This is a genomic window from Streptomyces sp. 8N616 (assembly GCF_052246385.1).
GTDB lineage: Bacteria > Actinomycetota > Actinomycetes > Streptomycetales > Streptomycetaceae > Streptomyces.
Genome location: NZ_JBQQBY010000024.1, coordinates 113,382 through 136,677, shown reverse-complemented (window position 1 = coordinate 136,677; position 23,296 = coordinate 113,382). Strand labels below are relative to the sequence as shown.

General features: G+C 71.5%; 20 protein-coding genes and 1 pseudogene. 10 read left to right on the top strand and 11 right to left on the bottom strand.

Features of this window, described 5'->3' with window-relative positions:
• The coding region (locus ACTWQC_RS22520; RefSeq protein ID WP_443317586.1) for a biotin/lipoyl-containing protein at positions 1–606 on the top strand (606 nt) is incomplete at its 5' end.
• Positions 607–733: 127 nt separating this feature from the next.
• The gene (locus ACTWQC_RS22515; RefSeq protein ID WP_443317585.1) at positions 734–910 is read left to right on the top strand and encodes a hypothetical protein; all 177 of its coding nucleotides are present in this window, start codon (positions 734–736) and stop codon (positions 908–910) included.
• A 30-nt stretch (positions 911–940) separates the two neighbouring features.
• Here the strand turns inward: ACTWQC_RS22515 and ACTWQC_RS22510 are convergent.
• The 3 genes and pseudogenes from ACTWQC_RS22510 to iolC form a co-directional block, all read right to left on the bottom strand.
• Positions 941–2,437: pseudogene (locus ACTWQC_RS22510) on the bottom strand (thiamine pyrophosphate-dependent enzyme); the annotation flags it as partial.
• An 82-nt stretch (positions 2,438–2,519) separates the two neighbouring features.
• Positions 2,520–3,398: a Cgl0159 family (beta/alpha)8-fold protein gene (locus tag ACTWQC_RS22505; RefSeq protein WP_443317584.1), complete on the bottom strand. Its 879-nt coding sequence runs from the start codon at positions 3,396–3,398 to the stop codon at positions 2,520–2,522.
• Between the two features lie 33 nt (positions 3,399–3,431).
• Entirely contained in the window at positions 3,432–4,379 is a 948-nt protein-coding gene (gene iolC, locus ACTWQC_RS22500; protein ID WP_443317583.1) for a 5-dehydro-2-deoxygluconokinase, read from the bottom strand.
• A 267-nt stretch (positions 4,380–4,646) separates the two neighbouring features.
• On the opposite strand from iolC, the gene ACTWQC_RS22495 reads away from it, so the two are divergent.
• The 4 genes from ACTWQC_RS22495 to ACTWQC_RS22480 all read left to right on the top strand — a co-directional run bounded on the left by ACTWQC_RS22495 (position 4,647) and on the right by ACTWQC_RS22480 (position 8,342).
• Positions 4,647–5,666, top strand: a complete 1,020-nt coding sequence (locus tag ACTWQC_RS22495; RefSeq protein ID WP_443317582.1) for a sugar ABC transporter substrate-binding protein — start codon at positions 4,647–4,649, stop codon at positions 5,664–5,666.
• Between the two features lie 5 nt (positions 5,667–5,671).
• Entirely contained in the window at positions 5,672–6,745 is a 1,074-nt protein-coding gene (locus ACTWQC_RS22490) for an ABC transporter permease (RefSeq protein WP_443317581.1), read from the top strand.
• A gap of 4 nt (positions 6,746–6,749) precedes the next feature.
• Positions 6,750–7,658 carry an ATP-binding cassette domain-containing protein gene (locus ACTWQC_RS22485; protein ID WP_443317580.1) on the top strand — a complete coding sequence of 303 codons (909 nt, stop codon included), beginning with the start codon at positions 6,750–6,752 and terminating at the stop codon, positions 7,656–7,658.
• 165 nt (positions 7,659–7,823) lie between these two features.
• Positions 7,824–8,342 (top strand): flavodoxin domain-containing protein, encoded by a 519-nt coding sequence (locus ACTWQC_RS22480; protein ID WP_443317579.1) that lies wholly within the window; start codon positions 7,824–7,826, stop codon positions 8,340–8,342.
• Positions 8,343–8,510: 168 nt separating this feature from the next.
• On the opposite strand, the gene ACTWQC_RS22475 is transcribed toward ACTWQC_RS22480, so the two are convergent.
• Genes ACTWQC_RS22475 through ACTWQC_RS22465 form a run of 3 tightly spaced genes read right to left on the bottom strand, consistent with a single transcriptional unit; the run spans position 8,511 to position 10,862 of the window.
• Positions 8,511–8,801 (bottom strand): DUF1876 domain-containing protein, encoded by a 291-nt coding sequence (locus ACTWQC_RS22475; protein WP_443317578.1) that lies wholly within the window; start codon positions 8,799–8,801, stop codon positions 8,511–8,513.
• 24 nt (positions 8,802–8,825) lie between these two features.
• Entirely contained in the window at positions 8,826–10,193 is a 1,368-nt protein-coding gene (locus ACTWQC_RS22470; protein ID WP_443317577.1) for a nicotinate phosphoribosyltransferase, read from the bottom strand.
• Between the two features lie 51 nt (positions 10,194–10,244).
• Positions 10,245–10,862: an Rv1733c family protein gene (locus ACTWQC_RS22465; RefSeq protein ID WP_443317576.1), complete on the bottom strand. Its 618-nt coding sequence runs from the start codon at positions 10,860–10,862 to the stop codon at positions 10,245–10,247.
• A gap of 368 nt (positions 10,863–11,230) precedes the next feature.
• On the opposite strand from ACTWQC_RS22465, the gene ACTWQC_RS22460 reads away from it, so the two are divergent.
• Entirely contained in the window at positions 11,231–13,660 is a 2,430-nt protein-coding gene (locus tag ACTWQC_RS22460; protein ID WP_443317575.1) for a SpoIIE family protein phosphatase, read from the top strand.
• Between the two features lie 127 nt (positions 13,661–13,787).
• Here the strand turns inward: ACTWQC_RS22460 and ACTWQC_RS22455 are convergent, their stop codons facing one another.
• Positions 13,788–14,207: a CBS domain-containing protein gene (locus tag ACTWQC_RS22455; RefSeq protein WP_443317574.1), complete on the bottom strand. Its 420-nt coding sequence runs from the start codon at positions 14,205–14,207 to the stop codon at positions 13,788–13,790.
• A 119-nt stretch (positions 14,208–14,326) separates the two neighbouring features.
• Positions 14,327–16,483 (bottom strand): SpoIIE family protein phosphatase, encoded by a 2,157-nt coding sequence (locus tag ACTWQC_RS22450; protein ID WP_443317573.1) that lies wholly within the window; start codon positions 16,481–16,483, stop codon positions 14,327–14,329.
• A gap of 180 nt (positions 16,484–16,663) precedes the next feature.
• Between ACTWQC_RS22450 and ACTWQC_RS22445 the strand changes: the two genes are divergently transcribed.
• From ACTWQC_RS22445 to ACTWQC_RS22435, 3 genes are all read left to right on the top strand, one after another.
• Complete coding sequence (locus ACTWQC_RS22445; protein WP_443317572.1) at positions 16,664–17,530, top strand: universal stress protein; 867 nt, start codon at positions 16,664–16,666, stop codon at positions 17,528–17,530.
• Between the two features lie 113 nt (positions 17,531–17,643).
• Complete coding sequence (locus tag ACTWQC_RS22440) at positions 17,644–18,258, top strand: TerD family protein (protein ID WP_443317571.1); 615 nt, start codon at positions 17,644–17,646, stop codon at positions 18,256–18,258.
• A gap of 282 nt (positions 18,259–18,540) precedes the next feature.
• Complete coding sequence (locus ACTWQC_RS22435; protein WP_443317570.1) at positions 18,541–19,023, top strand: nuclear transport factor 2 family protein; 483 nt, start codon at positions 18,541–18,543, stop codon at positions 19,021–19,023.
• Between the two features lie 154 nt (positions 19,024–19,177).
• On the opposite strand, the gene dhaK is transcribed toward ACTWQC_RS22435, so the two are convergent.
• The 3 genes from dhaK to ACTWQC_RS22420 form a co-directional block, all read right to left on the bottom strand.
• On the bottom strand, positions 19,178–20,170 hold the full coding sequence (gene dhaK / locus ACTWQC_RS22430) for a dihydroxyacetone kinase subunit DhaK (RefSeq protein ID WP_443317569.1): 993 nt from the start codon (positions 20,168–20,170) through the stop codon (positions 19,178–19,180).
• Between the two features lie 499 nt (positions 20,171–20,669).
• On the bottom strand, positions 20,670–22,124 hold the full coding sequence (locus ACTWQC_RS22425) for a SulP family inorganic anion transporter (protein WP_443317593.1): 1,455 nt from the start codon (positions 22,122–22,124) through the stop codon (positions 20,670–20,672).
• Positions 22,125–22,642: 518 nt separating this feature from the next.
• Positions 22,643–23,236 carry a carbonic anhydrase gene (locus ACTWQC_RS22420; RefSeq protein ID WP_443317568.1) on the bottom strand — a complete coding sequence of 198 codons (594 nt, stop codon included), beginning with the start codon at positions 23,234–23,236 and terminating at the stop codon, positions 22,643–22,645.
• Positions 23,237–23,296 lie beyond the last annotated feature (60 nt).

The following is a 23,296-nucleotide window of genomic DNA, read 5'->3' as shown; positions in this document are numbered from 1 at the left end:
ATCGTCACCGGCGCCACCCGGCAGCAGGCGCTGCAGCGCGCGGCGCGTGCGCTGGCGGAGTTCCAGGTGGAGGGCATGGCCACCGCGATCCCCTTCCACCGCGCAGTGGTCACCGACCCGGCCTTCGTCTGCGAACCGTTCCGCGTGCACACCCGCTGGATCGAGACCGAGTTCGTCAACGAGATCAAGCCCTACGCCGTGCCCAGCCCGGACGGAGCCGGGTCGGGATCAACAGCCTGGAAAAGGCTCGTCGTCGAGGTCGACGGCAAGCGCCTGGAGGTCCGCCTCCCCACCGAACTCCTCACCAGCGCGGCCGCCGCTGCCGCAGGCCACGCGCGGCCGGAACCGCCCAGGCACATGCCCGCCAGGAAGCCGGGCTCGGTCGTGTCCGGTTACGCGCTGGCCTCCCCGATGCAGGGCACCATCATCAAGGTCGCCGTCGAAGAGGGCCAGCACGTCAACGAGGGCGACCTCGTCGTCGTCCTCGAGGCCATGAAGTCGGAGCAGCCGCTCAGCGCGCACTGCTCGGGCACGATCAAGGGCCTGACCGCCGAAGTCGGCGCGAAGGTCACCTCCGGCGCCGTCATCTGCGAGATCAGAAGCTGAGCGATCCGGTGTGAAGCGGAGGCGCGCAGAGGCGAGCGCCGGCGGACAACGGAGGTGAGACATGCCCGTGAGGGTTCCACCGGTCGGTCGTGCGAGTCAGGACGGCCTGGCCGATATCCGCTGTGTCGTGACGAGCGCGGATCCGGACCAGGCCGGGGAGATGTCCGCGAACGAGCTCGAGCAGGCGGACGTGGGCAGCTGCACGGCCCTCGGCCTGCTCGCCCTGATCCTGAACTCGGCTGTGGACACGGGCGGTTCCGCAGGGGCGGTGCCCCAGCCGCCGAGGGCCGCCGTCGCGGGTTGACCTTTTCGTGAGGGTGCGGCCCAGCTGCGGTCAGAGGTGGCGGCGGCGCTCGGCGGCACGGGCTTCGTACGTCCTGCGGGCCCGCACTGCCGCCTCGCGGGAGGCGACCTCGGCGACGGGCACGTCCCACCAGGCCTCGGCGGCAAGGGCGTTGGGGGCTGTGCTGCCGGTGCCCGTCTCGACGTACACGCAGGTCGGGCGGTCGCTCGTACGGGCCTGGGCGAGCGCCTCACGCAGCTCGCGGACGGTCTTGGGGCGGATGACGTCCATGCCCAGGCTGGCGGCGTTGGCTGCCAGGTCCACCGGGAGCGGATCGCCGGTGAAGGTCCCGTCGGCTGCGCGGTAGCGGTAGGCGGTGCCGAAGCGCTCGGCGCCGGTCTCTTCCGACAGGCCGCCGATGGAGGCGTAGCCGTGGTTCTGGATCAGGATCAGGTTGACGGCCAGGCCCTCCTGGACGGCGGTGACGATCTCGGTCGGCATCATCAGGTACGTCCCGTCGCCGACAGCGACCAGACGGGGGTGCCGGGGGCGGCCATGCGCACCCCGATGCCGGCCGGGATCTCGTAGCCCATGCAGAGTAGCCGTACTCCAGGTGGTACTGGCGCGGGCCGCGGGCGCGCCAGAGTTTGTGCAGGTCGCCGGGGAGCGAACCGGCGGCGTTGATGATCACGTCGTGGTCGCCGACGACCGCGTCGAGGGCGCCGAGCACCTGCGTCTGAGTGGGCTGCGCGCTCTCGTCGTCCGCCCGGTAGGCGGCCTTCACGACGCGCTCCCAGCGCTTCTTCCCCGCGCGGTACCCGGCCTCGTACACCTCGTCCACCCGGTGGTCCCCGAGTGCCCCGGCCAGTGCTTCCAGGCCCGCGCGGGCGTCGGCCACCAGGGTGCGGGCGGCGAGCTTGCGGGAGTCGAAGGGCGTGATGTTCAGGTTGAGGAACCGCACTGCCGGGTTCGCGAAGAGGGTGTTGGAGCCGGTGGTGAAGTCGGTGTAGCGGGTGCCCACTCCGATGACGAGGTCGGCGGTGCGCGCGATGTCGTCGGCGATAGCCGTGCCGGTGTGGCCCACGCCGCCGAGGTCTGCGGGGTGGTCGTGGCGCAGCGAGCCCTTGCCCACCTGGGTGGGGGCGACGGGAATGCCGGTGGCGTCGGCGAAGGCCCGCAGGGCACCCTCGGCTTCGCTGTGGTGGACGCCGCCGCCCGCGATGATCAGCGGGCGCTTCGCGGCGCGTACGGCTCGGGTGGCGGCCGCGAGTTCGGACGGCTCGGGGGCCGGGCGCTGTACGTGCCACACGCCGTCGGCGAAGAACTCCTCGGGCCAGTCGAAGGCTTCGGCCCGCACGTCCTGCGGGAGGGCGAGCGTGACGGCCTGTCTTTGACGGACACGTCGGCGGAGACAGGGTGTTCGAGCTGCTGGAGCAGCGGGGCGGCGGCGCGGGTGGCGAAGGCGTCACCGGGGAGCAGGAGGACGGGGAGGCGGCTGACGGTGGCGAGCGCCGCACCCGTGACCAGATTCGTGGCACCCGGGCCGTACGGGCCGCGCGCGGCCTTCCCCGCGGGCAGGTGGTGCTGCTGGTCCTGCGTACTGGTCATGTGTGAGTCGCTCCAGGGCTGTTCAGAGCAGGCCGACGGCGGTGTCCACCGCCGTCTCGACGCTGCCCTCGGCGGGATAGAGCAGCGAGCGGCCGACGACCAGGCCCTGGACGGTGGGCAGTCGCAGCGCCTTGCGCCATTTCTCGTACGCGACTTCCTGATCCCTGCCGACGTCGCCGCCGAGCAGGACGACGGGCAGGGTGGAGGCATCCATGACCTCCGCCATGTCGTCCGTGTCGTCGGTGACCGGGAGTTTGAGCCAGGTGTACGCGGAGGTGCCGCCGAGGCCCGAGGCGATGGCGATGGACCGGGTGACGGCCCCGGCGCTCAGGTCGTTCCTGACCCTGCCGTCGACCCTGCGGGAGATGAACGGCTCCACGAAGACCGGCAGTTGGTGCTGCGCCATCGCGTCGATGGCACGTGCGGTCGACTCCATGGTGGACAGCGATCCGGCGTCCTCGTAGTCGACGCGCAGGAGCAGCTTGCCCGCGTCGAAGTGCAGCCGGGCGATGTCCTGGGCGCGGTGACCGGTGAAGCGGTCGTCCAGTTCGAAAGAGGCTCCGGCGAGTCCGCCGCGGTTCATCGAGCCCATGGCGACCTTGCCTTCGAGGGCGCCGAGCAGCAGCAGGTCCTCCAGGATGTCGGCGGTGGCGAGCACTCCGTCCACGCCCGGCCTGGACAGTGCGACACAGAGCCGCTCCAGCAGGTCGGCCCGGTTGGCCATGGCGAACCGCCGGTCGCCGACGGCGAGGGATCCGCGCGCCGGGTGGTCGGCGGCGACGATCATCAGCCGGCCGCTGTCCCCGATCAGGGGGCGGCGGGTACGGTGGGCGGCCGCTTCGGCGATGGCCTCCGGGTGCCGGGCTCGCACCGTGACGAGGTCGGGGATGCTGATGCTCAAGGGGTGCTCTCTTTCGCGGAGGCGAGTTGCGGGTCAGCCGCGTGCGAGGAGGTTCTCGACCTCGGACTCGGTGGGCATCGCGGAGGAGCAGGCGAGGCGGGAGGCGACGATGGCGCCGGCCGCGTTGGCGTAGCGCATGATCCTCTCCAACTCCCAGTCGGCGAGCAGACCATGGCAGAGGGACCCGCCGAACGCGTCCCCGGCGCCGAGGCCGTTGACGACCTCGACGGGCACGGGCGGGACTTCGGCGGTGGTGCCGTCGCGGTGCACGGCGAGCACGCCCCCCGGGCCCTGTTTGACGACGGCGAGCTCCACGCCCGCGTCGAGCAACGCCCGGGCGCAGGCGCGCGGTTCGCGTACGCCGGTGGCGATCTCGCACTCGTCGAGGTTGCCGACGGCGACGGTGGTGTGACGAAGCGCTTCGGCGTAGTGCGTACGTGCCTCGGCCGGGTCCGCCCAGAACATCGGGCGCCAGTCGAGGTCGAAGACCGTGGTGCCTGCCCTGTCACGCGCCTGGAGAGCGGTGAGGGTGGCGGAGCGGCTGGGCTCCTCGCTCAGGCCCGTACCGGTGATCCAGAAGATACGGGCCGCGCGGATGGCGTCGAGATCGAGTTCCTCGGGCCTGATCTCCAGGTCGGGGGCCTTGGGCTGCCGGTAGAAGTACAGCGGGAAGTCGTCCGGCGGGAAGATCTCGCAGAAGGTGACCGGCGTGGGGTACGCGTCGACCGGGGTGACCCACTGGTCGTCGACGCCGAACTCCTTGAGCGCCTGGTGCAGGTAGCTGCCGAAGGGATCCCGGCCGGTGCGAGTGATCACGGCCGTGGAGTGCCCGAGCCGCGCGGCGGCCACCGCGACATTGGCCGCAGAGCCGCCCAGGAACTTGCCGAAGGTCTCGACCTCCGCCAGTCCCACACCGGTCTGCAGGGGGTAGATGTCGACCCCGATGCGGCCCATGGTGATCAGGTCGTGCGACGTGGTCATGCGCGGCGCTCCTCGGGCTCGGGGTGCTGATGCCGGGGCGGTCCGGCCGCGTCCAGATGTAGTCGGCGCCGCGCAGCGCTGTCAACCGTTTGTACTTACATTCGGACCTGCTAGCGAAATAATGTCCTAACAATCTATTGACAGTGGGATGCGCCACGGGTTTGTATCCGGTCCCAAAGAACCCGCCGCGCAACCGGCATATGGCCCGGCCTTCCCGGCCGGCCCCCTCCTCTCCCTTCCCCTGTCTCACAGTGAGGTGCAGGACAGATGGACCGCACGCGTCACCCCCGTCCGCGCAGATACACCGCGATCGTCGCCGCAGCCGCCGCGGCGGCCCTGTTCGCCGCAGGCTGTTCCAGCAGTGCGGGCGGCAAGAAGGCCGAGGAAGCGGCGGACAGCGCCGCGGCAGGCAAGGCCGACACCCCGCGGATGAAGGTCGCGATGATCACCCACGCCGCTCCCGGCGACACCTTCTGGGACCTGATCCGCAAGGGCGCCCAGGCGGCCGCCGCCAAGGACAACATCGAGCTCGTCTACTCCAGCGACCCCAACGCGGCCACCCAGGCCAACCTGGTCCAGAACGCGATCGACCAGGGGGTGGACGGGATCGCGGTGACACTGGCCAAGCCGGAGGCGATGAAGGGCGCGGTCGCCAAGGCCAAGCGTGCGGGCATCCCGGTCGTCGGCTTCAACGGCGGTATCGACGACTGGAAGGACCAGGGCCTGCTGGAGTACTTCGGGCAGGACGAGAAGGTCGCGGGCGAGGCGTTCGGGAAGAAGCTCAACGAGCTGGGCGCCAAGCACAACATCTGTGTGATCCACGAGCAGGGCCACGTCGCGCTCGAGGCCCGCTGCGCCGGCGTGAAGAAGAGGTTCAAGGGCAAGACGGAGAACCTCTACGTCAACGGCACCGACATGCCGTCCGTGAAGTCGACGATCACCGCCAAGCTCAAGCAGGACAGCTCCATCGACCACGTCGTCACGCTGGGCGCGCCCTTCGCGCTGACCTCCGTCCAGTCGGTGTCCGACGCGGGCAGCGAGGCCGAGGTCGCGACCTTCGACCTCAACAAGGACCTGGTCGCCGCCGTCAAGGACGGCGACGTCGAGTTCGCGGTCGACCAGCAGCCGTATCTGCAGGGCTATCTGTCGGTCGACGCGCTGTGGCTCTACAAGAACAACGGCAACTTCAGCGGCGGCGGAGAGGAAGCGGTGCTGACCGGACCGGCGTTCGTCACCAAGGACAACGTCGACACCATCGCCAAGTACGCCGCGAAGGGCACCCGGTGATGACGATGACCCAGACGACGGCACCGGCGACGAGCCCCTCGTCGCCGGCCTCGCCGGACGCCACGAAGGACGGCCGCGCGGCCGAACGCTCGCCGCTGCGCAGGCTGCTGGCGCGCCCGGAGATCGGCGCGCTCATCGCGGCCATCGGTGTGTACGTGTTCTTCTTCGCGGTGGCGCCGTCCTTCCGCGAGGCGGGCTCGCTCGCCACGGTGCTGTACCAGGCATCGGTCATGGGCATCATGGCGCTGCCCGTGGCCCTGCTGATGATCGGCGGTGAGTTCGACCTGTCGGCCGGTGTGGCCGTCACCACCTCGGCGCTCACCGCCAGCATGCTCAGCTTCCAGCTGAGCCTGAACGTCTGGACCGGCGTCCTGGTCGCGCTGGCGGTCTCGCTGGCGGTCGGGGCGTTCAACGGCTATCTGCTGATCAGAACCGGGCTGCCCAGCTTTCTGATCAGCCTGGGCACTTTCCTGATGCTCCAGGGCGCCAACCTCGCCATCACCAAGATCTACACCGGCAATGTCGCCACCGACTCGATCCGCGACATGGATGGCTTCGACCAGGCCAAGTCCCTGTTCGCCTCGGAGATCGGCATCGGCGGAGTCAACGTGAAGATCACGGTGTTCTGGTGGCTGGCCTTCGCCGCGGCCGCCACCTGGCTGCTGCTGCGTACCAGGTTCGGCAACTGGATCTTCGCAGTGGGCGGCAACAAGGAGAGCGCCCGCGCCGTCGGCGTACCGGTGAACCTCACCAAGATCGCCCTGTTCATGGGCGTGGGCGCCGGTGCCTGGTTCGTCGGTATGCACCTGCTGTTCTCGTTCAACACCGTGCAGTCCGGCGAGGGAGTGGGCAACGAGTTCCTCTACATCATCGCCGCGGTCATCGGCGGCTGTCTGCTCACCGGCGGCTACGGCTCCGCGATCGGCCCCGTCATCGGCGCCTTCATCTTCGGCATGGTGTCGCAGGGCATCGTCTACGCCAACTGGAACCCCGACTGGTTCAAGTTCTTCCTCGGCGTGATGCTCCTGCTCGCCACACTCGTCAATCTGTGGGTCCGCCGCCAGGCGACCCGGAGGTGATCACATGTCAACCAACGGAACCGCGCCCGGCGCGGCCGCACCTGCCGGGACTGCGCCCGAGGACGCCGAGCCGATCGTCGAACTCGAGGGCGTCGGCAAGTCGTACGGCAACATCCGCGCACTGCACGGCGTCGATCTGGCCGTCCGGCCGGGCCGGGTCACCTGCGTCCTCGGCGACAACGGCGCCGGCAAGTCCACCCTGATCAAGATCATCTCCGGGCTGCACCAGCACACCGAGGGCGAATACCGCATCGACGGCGGGCCGGTGCAGCTCACCACGCCGCGCGAGGCCCTCGACCGCGGCATCGCCACCGTCTACCAGGACCTGGCGACCGTCCCCCTGATGCCGGTGTGGCGGAACTTCTTCCTCGGCTCCGAGGTGACCCGCGGTGTCTGGCCCCTGCGCCGCCTCGACATCGCGGCGATGAAGAAGACCGCCGACGGGGAACTGCGCAACATGGGCATCGTCCTCGACGACCTCGACCAGCCCATCGGCACGCTCTCCGGCGGCCAGCGCCAGTCCGTGGCGATCGCCCGGGCCGTGTACTTCGGGGCCCGGGTGCTGATCCTGGACGAGCCCACCGCCGCGCTCGGCGTGAAGCAGTCCGGCGTCGTACTGAAGTACATCGCCGCCGCCCGGGACCGCGGCCTCGGCGTCATCTTCATCACCCACAACCCGCACCACGCCTACATGGTCGGCGACCACTTCACCGTGCTCCGCCTCGGCACCCTGGAGCTGAGCGCCGGCCGCAGCGAGATCAGCCTCGAGGAGCTGACCAACCACATGGCGGGCGGTGCGGAACTCGCCGCGCTCAAGCACGAGCTGGCTCAGGTCCGCGGTGTCGACGTCGACGAACTCCCGGAGGAGGCCGACCTCCAGCCCTCCGCGCCGGGTGAAGGGACCTCCCGGTGACACGGTCACAGGGCCGGATGGCACAGCCCCGAGGACCATCGGCCTCTCGGGGCTGCGGCCGGGCCGCGCGAAGCTGAGGATGGGAGACGGAGGCGGCCGCGCCCCGCTGCCCGGCTGCTGGCCGCCCTACGGACGTCGCCGCCGGATCGCAGTGCGGAGGTAGCCATGAGCCCGCAGAACGTACTCGTCGCCTACGGGACCAGGAACGGGTCCACCGCCGAGATCGCCGAGTGGATCGGCGATGCGCTGCGCCAGTCCGGGCTGCGGGCCGAGGTGCGGTCCGCGGCCGAGGTGCGGGACATCGAGGAGTACGAGGCCGTGGTGCTGGGCGGCGCCCTCTACATGGGCCGGTGGCACCGCGATGCCACCCGCTTCGCCCGCCGCCACGACGCGGCGCTCTACGCACGCTCCGTCTGGCTGTTCAGCAGCGGACCGCTGGACCCCTCGGCCGGCGAGCGGGACATTCCCCCGGTACCGGGCGTGGACCGGATCGCCTTCCGGCTGGACGTCCGGGGCCACATCACCTTCGGCGGCAGGCTCCAGGAAGGGGCGAAGGGCTTGATCGCCCGGCAGATTCTCAAGTCCGGCCGGGGCGGCGATTTCCGGGACCCCGAGCGGGTCCGCGCCTGGGCGCGCGGCATCGCCGAAGCACTCGCCGCCGAGACCCTGGAATGGACGTCCTGACCAGGCGCGAACCTCGCAAGGTCAGCTGTCGCCGCGCCGCGCGGGTCAGCGCAGGGCCAGTGCAAGGGCCAGTGCAAGGGCCAGTGCAAGGTCAGTGCAGGACCTTCCCCTTGGCCGCTGGAACTCGGTCTCGGAGATCTCGCCCCGCGTGAATTCCCGCGCCACCCGCTACATCGGCCACCCCGCCGCCTGCCGAGCGTCCGGGCCGGTCATCGACGTGTCCGAGCCCCCGATGTCGCGCTCGGCGGCGCTCAGCAGCTGCTGGGCGAGATCGTGCATGGCCCGGCCCGCCGCCAGCTCGTCACCGATCTCCGGTACGTCCGTGTCCGCGGGATTGCAGCGTGCGACTCCCCGGCCGGTGAGCGCCGTGGCGCCGGTGTCCAGTTCGACGCGCGCCTTCGTCGTCCCCTCGTCCTCGAAGAGGTAGAGGTGAACCCTCCATTCCACTGTGTGCGCCATCGCCGTTCTCCTCATCCGGTTCGTTCACGTGGTCTGTTCATGCCTTCTGCGCCACGCGGCGGCGGGCGGCAGGTTCTCCTCCCCGATGCGGTGCCGCACCTGCGCGGCGAGCGCGGTCAGCCGCTCGGAGGCGACCGCCCGCGGGGCGACCGGGTCCCTGACACGGACGGCCGCTCGCGGCAGTTCGTGCAGATCCGCGGTGAACCGCGCCCGCGCCTGCTCGAGGGCGAAGGGCGCGTCGGTGCGACGTCCGTCCCGCATGACGGTCTCCAGCACCGGCCGCCCGCCGGAGGGGGGCGGTTCGCCCCGGAGCCCGATCACATCGGCGTATCCGGGCCGCCGGAACACCTGCTTGCGGCCGGGCGCGGTCACCTTCGCGGAGGAGAGCTTCATCACCGGCCGGCCGCCGTATTCGACCATCTTGTAGGCCGTGTCCAGGTACGGTGCGTCGGCCGAGACGCCGACGCGGGTGCCCACGGCGTAGAGGTCGATCGGCGCTCCGGAGCGGACCAGTTGGTCGACGGCGTACTCGTCGAGCCCGCCGCTGGCGACGATGCGTACGTCCGGCAGCCCCGCGCAGTCGAGGATGCCGCGCGCCCGTATCGCCAGGGCTCCGAGGTCGCCGCTGTCCAGCCGGATCGCCGAGCCGGGCCCGCGGTCCAGGTCCCGCAGCACGCGCGCCGCCGTACGGACGCCCGCCTCCGTGTCGTAGGTGTCCACCAGAAGCGTCACCGGGCCGGGGTGAGCCCGGGCGAAGGCGCGGAAGGCATCCTCCTCCGAGCCGAAGGCCTCCACGTACGAATGGGCCATGGTGCCGACGGCAGGCACTCCGACGGCGGTGGCCGCGGCCACGTTGCTGGTCCCGGTGAAGCCGACCATCGCGCTGAGCCGGGCGGCCTGGAATCCGGCCGCGGTGCCGTGGGTGCGGCGCAGGGAGAAGTCCACGACGGGGTGTCCGGCCGCGGCGAGTACGCACCGGGCGGCTTTCGAGGCGATCGCGGTCTGGTGGCTGAGCTGGTTGAGGAGGTAGGTCTCGACGAGCTGCGCCTGGGGGAGGGGCGCGGTCACCTCCAGGAGGGGCTCGCCCGCGAGTACGATCCGGCCCTCCGGCACGGCCCGCACCTCGCCGGTGAATTCCAGACCGCGCAGGGGAGCCAGGGCGCGACGCGGCCGGTGGAGGGCCGCGGCGAAGGCATCGGCGTCCTGGTCGCCGATGCGGAAGGCGGACAGGAAGTCCAGCGCGGAATCCAGACCCGCGCTGACGAGGAAGCCGCGGTCGGGCGGCAGGGCGCGGACGAAGAGACTGAACGTCGCCGGCTCCGTCATCCCCTCCCGCAGATACGACATCGCCATCGTCACCTCGTACAGATCGGTGACCGTTGCGTCGGACATCGACGGCACCTCCTCAGCGTCGATGCGGACATGCGGGCGCTGCGCCCGGCCTCACTGGCGGAACCGGGCGGACCACTGGGGCTCCACCACCTGCCACTCGGCGTCCCACTGCGCGTACCTCCTGCGGTCCAGCACATGCCGGACCCCTGTCTGGGCAGCGAGCACCACGGCCGCCACGCCACCTGCCGTAACGCCGCCGGCGAGCCAGCCGTTCGCCGCCGCGGTCCCGGGGGACAGCGGCGCCCGGGCTACGGCACCGTCATGGCTCACCCAGACCCGGACGGTCTCACCCGCCTCCGTGCCCGGCGGCACCCGCGCGGTGCCCGCCCGCTGCGCGCCGTCCTCCTCGGTCCAGCGCACCGGCGCCCTCTGGAAGTCGTCACCGTCCGACACCATCAGCGGGCCGGCGGCGTCTTCGGTCAGGCGCGCCGTGACCTGATGCCGTTCCGCGGACTCGGTGTGCACGACGTGCATCTGGGACGAGTACACCGCGCGACCGACACTCACCGCGGCCACCGGAAGTCCGATCACGAGCAGGAGCAGGACGAGACGGGAGACCCAGGCCTCGACGCGGTCGGACCGACGCCTCAGGGGATCGGCTGCGTGGGTCCTGCGCCCGTGGCGGGGGCCGTGGGGCCCGGGTGCGAACTGCGGATCCTGCGCGCTCATGGTCTGGCCTCCGGCACTCGTGCGGTGGCTCGAGCACCGGGTACCCCACCCGGCCGGACTCGCACGGCCACCGGTGGGGGCGGTCCACCGACGGCGGCCGCGCTCCCGACCCCGGGGGCGCTTCGTTGCAGAGGGCTTGACTGACTGCCGCGCGGCACGAATCGTTCCAGGTAGGAGCGGTGCGATCCCGTCGTCGCTCCCGGGTGAGCGGTGGCCTCCGCTGGTGCGTGAGCCTTCGGAACGCGGAGTGTCTTCACCGGGCCGATACTGGTTCAAGCCGTGCCAGGCGCCGGGACCGGGGAACGCCGAGAAGTCACCGCAGTGCGCCGACGCGCGGTTCCACTCGAAGGGCACGAGGGTGGTAGGTGATGGACACACCGGTGACGACGATCAGCGAGGGCCCGCACGACCCCTTCGCCGTGCTTCGGTCGGCCTCTGCCGTGCTGGACGACCGGGGGAATGTCGTCGGCTGGAGCGATCGTGCGGAGGCACTGCTCGGCTACCCGCTCGAGGAGGTGCTGGGCCGGCCGGCTCGGGATTTCCTGGTCGACCCCCGCGATGGGGCCGCCGTCATGGACGCAGTGGCCGCATGCGTACGCGACGGGGGCTGGTTCGGGGTCGTGCCCGTCCGCCACCGCAGCGGCGGCCGGGTCGGGCTGGGGTGCCGGGCCCGGGCGGTGGTGAGAGCCGACGGCGCCCTCGAGTGGCTCGTCGTCTGCGCTCCGGCGGAGGAGGTCCTCCAGTGGGAGACGGACCGGGCCGTTCTGGAGGGGATGTTCCGCCGGTCCCCGATCGGTCTGTCCGTCTATGCCCCGGACCTGAGCATTCTGCGGGTGAACAAGGTGCTCGCCCGGTTCGGTGGGCTCCCGGTCGAGCAGTTCCCTGGGCATCGCACCGGCGACTTCCTCATCGGCGCGGACGCGGCCACGGTGGACACGGGGCTGCAGCGGGTGCTGGATACGGGCAAACCCCTGATTTTCACCGAACAGCCCAGTCGACTGCGGCAGGATCCCGGCAGGGAGCTCGTCGTGTCCCTCTCCGCGTTCCGGGTGGAGGACGCCACCGGCCGGATCCTCGGCGTCGCCCAGCTGGTCGAGGACGTCACCGACCGCTACCGGGCCCGTAGGAGACTGTCGCTGCTCAACGAGGCCAGCGCCCGTATCGGGACCACGCTGGATGTGACGCGGTCCGCGCACGAGCTGGCCGAGGTGGCGGTCCCCGACCTCGCGGACTGCGTCTCCGTGGATCTGCTCGAGCCGGTGACCCGCGGCGAAGAGCCCGTCCGGGAGGCGAGCGAACCGGTGTACAGGGCGGCGCTCCGGAGCGTCTCGCCGGATCCGCTGCTGGTCATGTACCCGGAGGGCAACCAGATGTACTTCCCCCCGGACGCTCCGCAGGCGCGCTGTCTGACCGAGCGGCGTCCGGTCCTCGAACCGGTCCTGGGGACGTCTACGGCGTGGTTCCCCGCGGAAACGGAAAGGGCCGAGCGCGCCCTCGATCTGGGAGTCCACTCGCTGATGGTCGTGCCGCTGATCGCGCGCGGTCTCGTGCTGGGCGTGGTGAGCCTGTGGCGGTGGCGGCGGCCCGAGCCGTTCGAGGAGGACGACCTCACGCTGGCCGAGGAGTTCGCCTCCCGCGCCGCCGTCTGCATAGACAACGCACGCCAGTTCACCCGGCAGCACCAGGCAGCGCTCGCCCTGCAGCGCAGCCTGCTCCCGGGCGAGGTGCCCGAGCACCCGGCAGCCGAGATCGCCCACCGGTATCTGCCGGCCGACGCCACCGCGGGCGTGGGCGGCGACTGGTTCGACGTCATCCCGCTCTCCGGGCTCCGCGTCGCGCTCGTCGTCGGCGACGTCGTCGGCCACGGCATCCACGCAGCGGCCACCATGGGCCGGCTGCGCACCGCCGTACACACCCTGGCCAATAGCGACCTGCCCCCGGACGAGGTCCTCTCCCACCTCGACGATCTCGTGGACCGTCTGGCCTCCGAGCAGGAGCCGGCCCGTGAACGGTCCCAGCAGTTCATCGGCGCGACCTGCCTGTACGCCGTCTACGACCCGGTTTCCCGGCGCTGCACCCTCGCCCGCGCCGGCCACCCGCCGCCCGCGGTGGTCACGCCGGACGGACAGGTGGACTTCCCCGAACTGCCCGCCGGGCCGCCGCTCGGCCTGGGCGGGCTGCCGTTCGAGTCCACCGAGCTGGAACTGGCCGAGGGCAGCCTGCTGGCCCTGTACACCGACGGGCTCGTCGCGGTCCGGCGCGGTGATCTCGACGAGGGCATGGGGCGACTGCGCAGGGTGCTGCGCGGTCCCGCCCGTTCGCTGGAGGCGACGGCCAAGGCGGTGGAGGACGCGCTGCTGCCCGATCGCCCCGGCGACGACGTCGCGCTGCTCATCGCCCGCACCCGCGTCCTGGCCGCCCACAAGGTGGCCACGTGGGAGCTGCCCGCGGAAGCGACCGCGGCGGCCCGGGCCCGTGCGCTGACGACCTCACAACTCGCCGAGTGGGGACTGAACGAGATCGCCTTCACCACCGAGCTGATCGTCAGCGAACTGGTCACCAACGCCTACCGCTACGGCGGCGGGCCCGTGATGCTCCGGCTCATCCGCGACCGCCAGCTCATCTGCGAAGTCTCGGACACCAGCAGCACCTCCCCGCGCCTGCGCCGGGCCCGCACCACCGACGAGGGCGGGCGCGGCCTGTTCCTGGTGGCCCAGATGGCCGAGAGGTGGGGCACTCGCTACACGCGCGACGGCAAGACCATCTGGGCGGAACAGCCACTGACTTCGACGCTCTGACACCCCGTCGGCAGGACTCGTACCTCGGCGACCGCGGAGGCGAAGGCCGGGAACAGCGGGTCGTCGACGGGACCGGTGGGCCCCTTCGTCGTACGGGGGCTTCATGTCGTACGGGGCTTCATGGGGGTCAGGGGGTTGCGCAGACCACCTCGACGAAGTGGCCGACCTGCTTCTCCGAGAGGTGGCGGGCGAGGTCCGCTTCGCTGATCATGCCGACCAGGCGATGGTCGTCGATGACGGGCAGCCGACGGATGCGGTGCTCCTCCATGGCCCGCAGGACCGAGCCGGCGTCGGCCTCGGCATCGATCGTGACCGGCTTGCCCTGGGCGAGGTAGCCCGCGGTCATGGTCTTGGGGTCCTTGCCCTTGGCGATGCACTTTACGACGATGTCGCGGTCGGTGATGATCCCGTGGAGCCGGTCGTCGGGGCCGCAGATCGGGAGGGAGCCGACGCCCAGGTCGCGCATCATGCGCGCCGCGTCCTCCAGGGTCTGGTCCTCCTGCACGCACGTGGTGCCGGCGTGCATGATCTCCCGTGCAGTGGTCATGGCTGCCTCCTTCGCATCGGAACGGGCAGGACGGCTCCCTTCCTGTGGTGATCTCCCGTCCTTGAGTTAAACCCGTACGATCCGGCGCAATCCCCACGGCTGCAGCTCGGCAGTGGGCCTCATTCCCCGCTCTCCTGGACCGTGCGGAGGAGGAGCAGCGCGATGTCGTCGGTGCGGTGCCGGGCGATGTGGGCGCGGCGGACGAGGGCGTCCGCGAGGTCCTCCAGGGGCAGGCTTCCGGCCCGCGACACCTCCTCGGCCAGCTCGGCCACCGCATCGCCGAAGTCGGTACCGGGCGTCTCCACCAGCCCGTCGGTGTAGAGCACGACCGTGGTTCCGACCGGCATCGGGAACCAGGACTCCGGGTAGTCGCTGTCCCGCTCGACGCCCAGCAGCAGGCCGCCCGGGGTGGGCAGCGCCTGGACCGCCCCGTCGGGCGTGCGCACCAGGGGGTGCGGGTGCCCGGCGCTGGCCAGGCAGGCCTCCCGGTGCCGCAGGTCCAGGCGGAGGCAGGCACAGCTGGCGAACAGGCTGGTTTCGAGGTCTGCGAGCAGCCGGTTGGTACTGGCGAGGACCTGCCCGGGATGGGTGTCGGCCGTGGTGTAGGCGTGGACGGCCGACCGGATCTGGCCCATGAGGGCCGCGGCGGTGACATTGTGGCCCTGTACGTCGCCGATGACGGCGGCCGCGGCGTCCCGGCCGACCGGTACGAGGTCGTAGAAGTCTCCGCCGATGTCCATGCCCTCGGTGCCGGGCAGATAGCGCGCGGATGTCGCCAGGCCGGGGACGACGGGGAGGGCCTGAGGCAGCAGGACGTGCTGGAGTCCGCGGGCGAGCTCCAGCTTCATGTCGTAGTGGCGGGCACGGTCCAGTGCCTGGGCGATCAGGCCGCCCAGGGAGACCAGCACGGCGCGTTCGGTGGCGGTGAAGTGGTGCGGCCGGGCGTAGGCGAGGACGCAGGTGCCGATCGGGCGGCCGGAGGCGATGAGGGGCAGGAAGGCCCAGGACGCCATGCCGTCGTGCCGGCCGGTGCCGTGCGGGAAGTCCCGGTCCAGGTCCGCCACCGACTCGTAGAAGCCGGCCTGGCCGGAGTGCAGCGCCCGCGCGCCGGGCGTGAACGCGAACCGCGGGCTTTCGGTATAGCGCGCGACCACCTCGCGCGGGTAGCCGCGCTGGCCGACGATCTGCAGCCGTCCGCCGTCGGTGGCGAGTACGGCGAGCGCCTGGCCACCGTACGCGGGCATGATCTCGTCGGCGACCAGGTTCACCACGTCCTCCACGCCGATGGCCTCGGTCAGGGTCGTCGCCAGGTGGAGCACGTGATACAGCGCCCCCGTGGGGGCGGGCAGCAGCTCGTGGGCCAGATCCGCCGGCTGGACGGGAACACGCTGCCCGGGGGCCGGGCTGACGCGGACGCTGACGCCCGAGGTGTCCGGGTACACCTCGAAGTTCAGCCACTGGTCGGGAGGGCGCAGCCCGATGTCCGATGTGGGCAGCCCGCTGATCGCGGCGGCCCGGTAGCGGTCGTAGAGCGGGTCGTGCAGCCAGGGCAGCAGCTCCCAGGGCCGGGCGCCGACGAGCCGTACGGCCGGCTCTCCGAGCAGGCGAGCGGCGGCGGGGGTCACCGCGGTGATGCTCCCGTGGACGTCCAGCGCGAAGACGCCCTCGGGCAGCCGCGCGTACATCCGCTCGGTGGCCTCGGCGGTTCCTGGGGCGGGGCTGGACGCGCTCACGATGAGCGGCTCGCCCCGGTGACGCGGACGGTGCCCTTCAGCGGTGGACCGGTCCAGCTCGCGGCCCAGGCGCGCAGCCAGGCTCCAGATCCCGTCCCGCAGCTCATCGGGGATCGGGTACGGCTGGGCGCCGGGCCACAGCGCGAACACCGACCCGTAGCTGCCGCCCGAGCCGCTGACCGGGACGGCGGCCAGCGAGTAGTCGTACGGGACGGCGACGGCGATGCGCGGATAGTGGCGCATCCAGCCTTCCTGGCTGCTCACCCAGACCAGTTCGCCCGTGCGCACCGGGTCGGCCACCGGATTCGGAGCGGCGAGACTCACCCGCTCCCACGGTCCGGCGAATTCGCGCGGTAGCCCCACCAGGATCGTGAGCTCCAAGACCTGCTCCGGATTGAGCAGAAAGAGCCCGCCCGCGTGCGCGCCGAGTCCTTCCAGCCCCTGCTGCAGATGCTCGGCCGGCTTCTCCAGGCCGTCGTCGCCGTCGCCGGCGACGGCCGGGGTCTCGCCCCAGCCGGCGGGCGATTCGTCCCCGCCGCTCATACGGAGACAGTAAGCCCGCGGCCACGGCAAGGCACCTTCACGCGTGATCCGGCGCCCCGTTCCCACGGGACCGATGGCCGCGGAAAAGGACGTTCGGCCCCTCTGGCGGAAGCAGCGCGGGCGGGAGGCTGGCCATGGGAAGGGGTACGCCCCGAAGCCGTGGGGGGCGTTGGGATATCCATGGTGAAACGACCCGTGGCCGTCGGTGTCGACGGCTCTCCGGAGAGCCTGGCGGCCGCTGAATGGGCAGCCGGGGAGGCCGCGCTGCGCGGTCTGGCGCTGTGCATCGTGCACGCCTCGGACGGGCAGACCGGCGGCCAGCGGTTCTTCAGGGGCGCCGCGGCCCAGCGAGACTGGGAGGAGGCTCAGCTCCGCAGGGCATGGCGCCGGGCCGGTGACCGGCATCCGGGCCTGGTGATCGCCGCGAACGAGACTGCGGACACGCCGGCCGAGGTGCTCCTGGACGCCGCCCGGGAGTCGGAGCTCCTGGTCCTCGGCTCCAGCGGGCTCGGTGGTCTCGCCGGATTCCTGGTCGGCTCCGTCGGACTGACGGTGATCTCCCGGGCACGGCGGCCGGTGGTGGTGGTCCGCGGGGAAGCCAGGCTGGAAGAGGACGAGGGTCGCCCGGTCGTCGTCGGGCTGGACTTCCGCCGCCCGTGCGGCCCGTTGATCGACTTCGCCTTCGAGACCGCCGCCGTTCGGGGATCCACGCTGCGCGTGGTCCATGCCTGGAGCCGGGACTCGCTGTACGCCTCCCCGTCCGCACTCCTGGACCCGGCGGCGGGCGCGGGGCTGGAGTCGCGTGTGAGGCAGGAGCTGGAGGACGTGCTGAGTCCCTTGCGGGAGAGGTTCCCCGCGGTGGGGGTGGACGAGCGGCTGGCGTCCGGTTCGGCGGGACGGCAGATCGTGGAAGCGGGTGCAGATGCGAGTCTGCTGATCGTGGGGCGGCGCAACCGGACCGCGGCCGCGGGAGCCCCCATCGGACCGGTGACCCAGGCGGTGCTGCATCACGCGGCCCGTCCTGTCGCCGTCGTCCCGCACGCGTGAACCACAGGCCAGAGCCCTGGCCGTGCCGTGGATGGCCGAAATTCGCTTCTCCGCCACGCCACCTTGGCCAACACCCTGGAGCGGGGCAGCCGCCTGCTGAAACACTCTCAGCCATGGAGCGGCGCGACGGTGTCACCGGCGCCGGGCCCCAGGGTGCTCCATCACATGCCGGCGCGGTTCGGGGAGGAAGGAAGTCCGTGAGCAGTCTCAGCAAGGGGATCAGCAAAGTCGAGGTGGCGCTCAAGTGGGACCCCAGCCCCTTCGGGGCGCCGGACCACGATCTCGACATCGTCGCCGCCACCTATCCCGCGGATGCCCCGTACGGCAAGCCCGCCTACCTCGTCCACTTCGACAGCCGGTCGCCCGACGGCACCATCACCCTCAACAGGGACAGCCGCACCGGTCAGGGGCTTGGCACCGATGAGGCCATGACCCTGGAACTCGAGCGGCTGGCGCCGACGTACGCGCGCGTGGTCGTGGGCGTGGCCATCCAGCAGCGCGAAGGGCGGATGACCTTCGGCGACGTGCCGAACAGCAGCATCCGGATCCTCGAAGGGCATGCTGAACTGGCGACGAGCGACTTCGCAGGCGTTTCGGAGTCCACGGCCGCGATCGTTGCGGAGTTCACCCGGGACGACGTGGGGGAGTGGGAGTTCCGGCCGGCCGTTCGCGGATTCGACGCCGATCCGGCTTCCTTCGCCGAGCACATGGGCAGCGACAAGTTCTGACCCTGCGTCGGCCGGTCACGTGCGCTCCGCCCGCCGGGCGAGAACGCAGCGGAACTCCTCGGTGGTCGTCAGCAGGGCGTCTCCGGCGAAGCGGAGCGCGGCCCGTATCGCTCATCCACGGGCGCGACGCTACCCCCGTGGCCTGCGCCGGAGCCGTACCCATGCGCGGAACAGGCACGATCCGCCGTGACCGCCACGATCCGCCGTGACCGCCGTGCGCGCGGTTCCCCGGGGCACTACGGTCACATCCGAGTGGGACCGCCGAGTGCGAGGAGGACCGGGATGCCGGGCAGGAGCCGATCAGCCGTTGTCGCCGGAATCGTCGCGGGGGCCGTCCTGCCCGCGCTGTACGAGGCGGCGGTGGGCGCGATGGTCCGCTACAACGCGCGGCGGCTGGCCGACGGCGACCTCGCGCCGCAGCTCCGGACGTACGCGGACGACGTGCGGTTCATCTTTCCCGGCCGCAGCTCCTGGGCCGGCGAGTTCCGCGGCAAGAAGGAGCTCGAGAAGTGGCTGCAGCGGTTCGTGGACACCGGCCTCAAGATCGAGTTCGATGACGTCCTCGTCTCGGGGCCGCCCTGGGCGACCCGGATCTGCCTGCGCTTCCACGACTCCTGCGAGGACGAGCGGGGCGAGACCGTCTACGAGAACGAGGGCACCATCTACGGGCACGTCCGGTGGGGGAAGCTCACGCGGTACGTGGTCTTCGAAGACACCCAGCGCAGCGAGGAGTTCGATGCGTACCTCGCCGAGCGGGGGCTGTGAGCCGGCGACAGGGGTCGTGAGCGGGCGACGGAGGGGCAGTGGGCGGCGCGGCCGGTGACGGGCGGCCTCCGGCGCAAGGGCGATGTCGCATGAGCCCTGGCGCCGGGCGCCGCGTCCGGTCCCGGACCTCCTCCGGGCCGGTCCTCGTCCTGGATCACCGGCCCCAGCGCAGCCCCGCCGTCGCCACCGGCGCGTCCCACAGCCGCAGCAGTTCCTCATCAGACTGGCACAGCGTCACCGAGCAGCCGGCCATGTCGAGCGAGGTGACGTAGTTGCCGACGAGCGTCCGGGCGACGCTCACGCCGCGCTCGCCCAGCACGCGCTGCACCTCGGCGTTGAACCCGTACAGCTCGAGCAGCGGCGTCGCGCCCATGCCGTTGACCAGGGCCAGCACGGGGGAGTCCGGCCGCAGGTCCTCCAGGACGGCGTCGACCGCGAAGTCCGCGATCTCGCGCGACGTCATCATGGCGCGGCGCTCGCGCCCCGGCTCGCCGTGGATGCCGATGCCCAGCTCCAGCTCGCCGGGCGGCAGGTCGAAGGTGGGGCCGCCCTTGGCCGGGGTCGTGCAGGCGCTCAGCGCGACCCCGAAGCTCCGCGAGGACTCGTTGACCTTTCGGGCGATGGCCTCGACGCGTTCCAGTGGCGCGCCTTCCTCGGCCGCCGCGCCCGCGATCTTCTCGACGAACAGGGTGGCGCCCACACCGCGCCGCCCGGCCGTGTAGAGGCTGTCGGTGACGGCCACGTCGTCGTTCACCAGCACGCTGGCGACCTGGATTCCCTCGTCCTCCGCCAGCTCCGCGGCCATGTTGAAGTTGAGCACGTCGCCCGTGTAGTTCTTCACGATGAACAGCACGCCCTTGCCGCTGTCCACGGCCGCCGCGGCGCGCGCCATCTGGTCGGGGACGGGGGAGGTGAAGACCTCTCCGGGACAGGCCGCATCGAGCATCCCGGGCCCGACGAATCCGCCGTGCAGTGGCTCGTGGCCGGAACCGCCGCCCGAGACCAGTCCGACCTTGTCGGCGACGGGGGCGTCCCGCCGTACGATCACGCGGTTCTCGACGTCGACCGTCAGCTCGGGGTGAGCGGCGGCCAGCCCGCGCAGGCCATCGGCGACCACGGTCTCGGGCACGTTGATCAGCATCTTCATGGTGTACCTCCGAGTGAGCCTGGCCGCCGCCAGGACCAGGTATTCGCAGGTCAGAGAGGGTGGCGGCTTAATGATCTCGACAGTTGCGCGGCGGGCCCGAGTGGACTCGGGCGGGACCCGCGGCGACTTTGCTGACTCTGTGTCAGGCAATCCTCATCGTGCAACCCCCTTGGGCGAAGTAGCACCGCCGGGCAGTGCCAGTATCGCTCCGGAGACGCTCGTGGACACGTGGCGCAGCGCCTGTGTCTGCGAGAACACGATCATGGGGGAGGTGGCCGCGCCGCCGCCGGCGCGGCGGCTCTCCCCCCTGATCCGCCCCTTGCCGGACCTCGGAGCTCGGCCCCCAGCCCCCAGGGGGCCAGGGGCGGAGCCCGTGGACCGGCTGCGAGCGGGTTCCGGGTCTGTCAGCGGCCGTGAGCGCGCGAGACAGGACACGCGGGCCCCCTCGCTCCCGCCCGGGGAGTGAGGGGGCCCGCGACCACACAACCGTGGTCTTCGGTCAGACCGTTGACATCACTACACGCGTGACGCCCTCTTCCTTGTTGTGCTTGTCCGCCCAGTTCGTCAGCGCCGTATGGCACGCGTGGTCCAAGTGCCGCAGGTCGAGCAGGTCGAGCTCGATCTGACGGTCCTTCGGCAGACCCTCCAGGGCGTCGAGGATCCGCGGCAGGCGAAGGAAGGTCGCGTTGCCCGAAATGGCCACGCGTACGGGGGCAGCCTTGCCGCCACTGTCGTCCACCTGCACCTGGATGTGCGAGGTGTCCCACGCGGTCTTGGCGACCGCGAGCAGCAGCCCCACCAGCACGCCTTCGAACATGCTCGTGGCGATGATGGCGATGGCCGTCACCATCAGAATCAGCGCCTCGCCGCGGTGTTCGCGCCACAGCGGCTTCAATTCGCCCAGCGGGATCAGCTTCCAGCCCGAGAAGACGAGGATGCCGGCGAGCGTGGCCACCGGGATGAGGCCGAGCGCGGCGGGCAGCAGCGCCGCGAAGAGCAGCAGCCATACGCCGTGCAGCACCCGCGAGACCTTGGTCTTGGCGCCCGCCTGGACGTTGGCCGCGCTGCGCACGATGACGGCGGTCATCGGCAGCGCACCGAGCGCACCGCACACCGTGTTGCCCGCTCCCTGGGCCATCAGCTCCTTGTCGTAGTCGGTGCCGGGGCCGCTGTGCAGCCGGTCGACCGCGGCGGCGCTGAACAGGCTCTCCGCCGACGCGATGAGGGTGATCGCGACGACGGTGCCGACCGCCCCGACGATTCCGGCCTCCATGATCCCGTCGAGGTCGTCGAGGCCCGGCGGCTGGATCGCGCCCAGGAGGCCCTTGACCTCCACCCGCTTCACGGGCAGCTGGAACAGCCCCACGGCGGCGGTGGTGAGCGCGACGGCCGCGAGCGGTGCGGGGAGCACGCGGACCTTCTCCGGCATGTGCTTCCAGCAGGCCATGATCACGACGGTGCCCACGCCGAGCGCGAAGGCCGTCAGCGCCGGCGGCGAACCGGCCGTCTTGGCGAACATCCCGGGCAGGCCCGCGATGTTGGCCGGCCCCGAGCCGGGCGCTTTCGCGTCCGCCATCGCGTAGAGCTGACCGGCGATCAGCACCAGACCGATGCCACCGAGCATGCCTTCCACGACGGCAATGGAGATGGCGCGGAACCAGCGGCCGAGGCGCAGCGCGCCCATCACCAGCTGGAGCACGCCCGCCGTCACGACGAACACGCCAAGGGCGCCGATACCGAACTCGGTGACGGCTTCGAGCATGAGGACGGTCAGGCCCGCGGCGGGGCCGCTGACCTGCAGGCTGCTCCCCGGGAGCATCCCGGTGACGATACCGCCCACGATGCCCGTCACCAGGCCGAGTTCGGCCGGGACTCCGGACGCGACGGCCACGCCCACGCACAGCGGTAGGGCGACGAGGAAGACGACGACCGACGCGGTGATGTCGGTCCGCAGGGTGGAGGTGGAGGGGCGGTCCCCGCGCTGCTGCGCCGCCCGCCGGTGGCGTCCGCGGTTGCCTGATCCCCGAGACCCTGGCCCGCCCCCGGGCCCGCTGCTTTCGCGCCTGCGGCTTTCCGGTTCGGGGCTTACGGTGCCGTGGGTTCCGGTGTCGTAGGTCGGCCGGCTGTGGGTTCCCGTGTCGTAGGCCGGGTGGCCGTGGGGCCCTGTGTCGTAGGTCGGGCGGCGGTGGGCTCCCGTGCCATCGGTTGCGGTGCCGTGGGTTCCTGTGTCGTAGGCCGGGTGGCCGTGGGGCCCTGTGTCGTAGGTCGGGCGGCGGTGGGTTCCTGTGCCATCGGTTGCGGTGCCGTGGGTTCCTGTGTCGTAGGCCGGGTGGCCGTGGGGCCCTGTGTCATAGGTTGCGTGGCCTTGGGCCTCCGTGTCGTAGGTTCCTGGGTCATAGGTCCCGGGGGCGTAGGTTCCCGGTCCGCGACTCTCCTGCTCGGGTATCCCGCTCACGCGGGTGGTCTCCGCGTTCATAGCGGAAGGAAGGCGTCGTCGTCGGCCCGGTGCGCGAGCACAGACCCCGTGGCTATCTCGTAGAACCAGCCGTGCAGGCGCAGCCGACCCTCGGCCATCCCCCGCGCGACGCACGGATAGTCGCGCAACTGCCGGAGCTGCCGGAGTACGTGGTCCTGGACGGCCTCGGCGATGTCGGGCGCCGAGGGGTCGACGAAGACCGGCGGAGGCGATGCGCTCTCCAGCCAGCCGCGGACGGCGGGGACGCCGGAGAGGTCCTCGCGGCGCACCATGGCGCCGACGGCCCCGCAGTGGGAGTGGCCGCAGACGACGATGTCCGCGACGCCGAGGACCTCGACGGCGTACTCGATCGTGGCCGCCTCGCTCGATGGTCGGTCCGGCCGGTGAGCGGGGATGATGCTGCCCGCCGTGCGGAGTTCGAAGAGCTCGCCGGGGCGGGCTCCGGTGATCAGCGAGGGGATCACCCGCGAGTCGGAGCAGGTGATGAACAGCGCTTCCGGGGACTGGCCTTCCGCCAGGCGGCCGAACTCGTCGGCCTGCGCGGCGGCCCGGTCCCGGAAGGCACGGGCGTTCTTCATAAGGGTGTGCATGGGGGTGTTCCTCCGGCGCGCCCGGTGAAGGGCGCGCAGTGGGGGTGGTCGTCCTGGTCG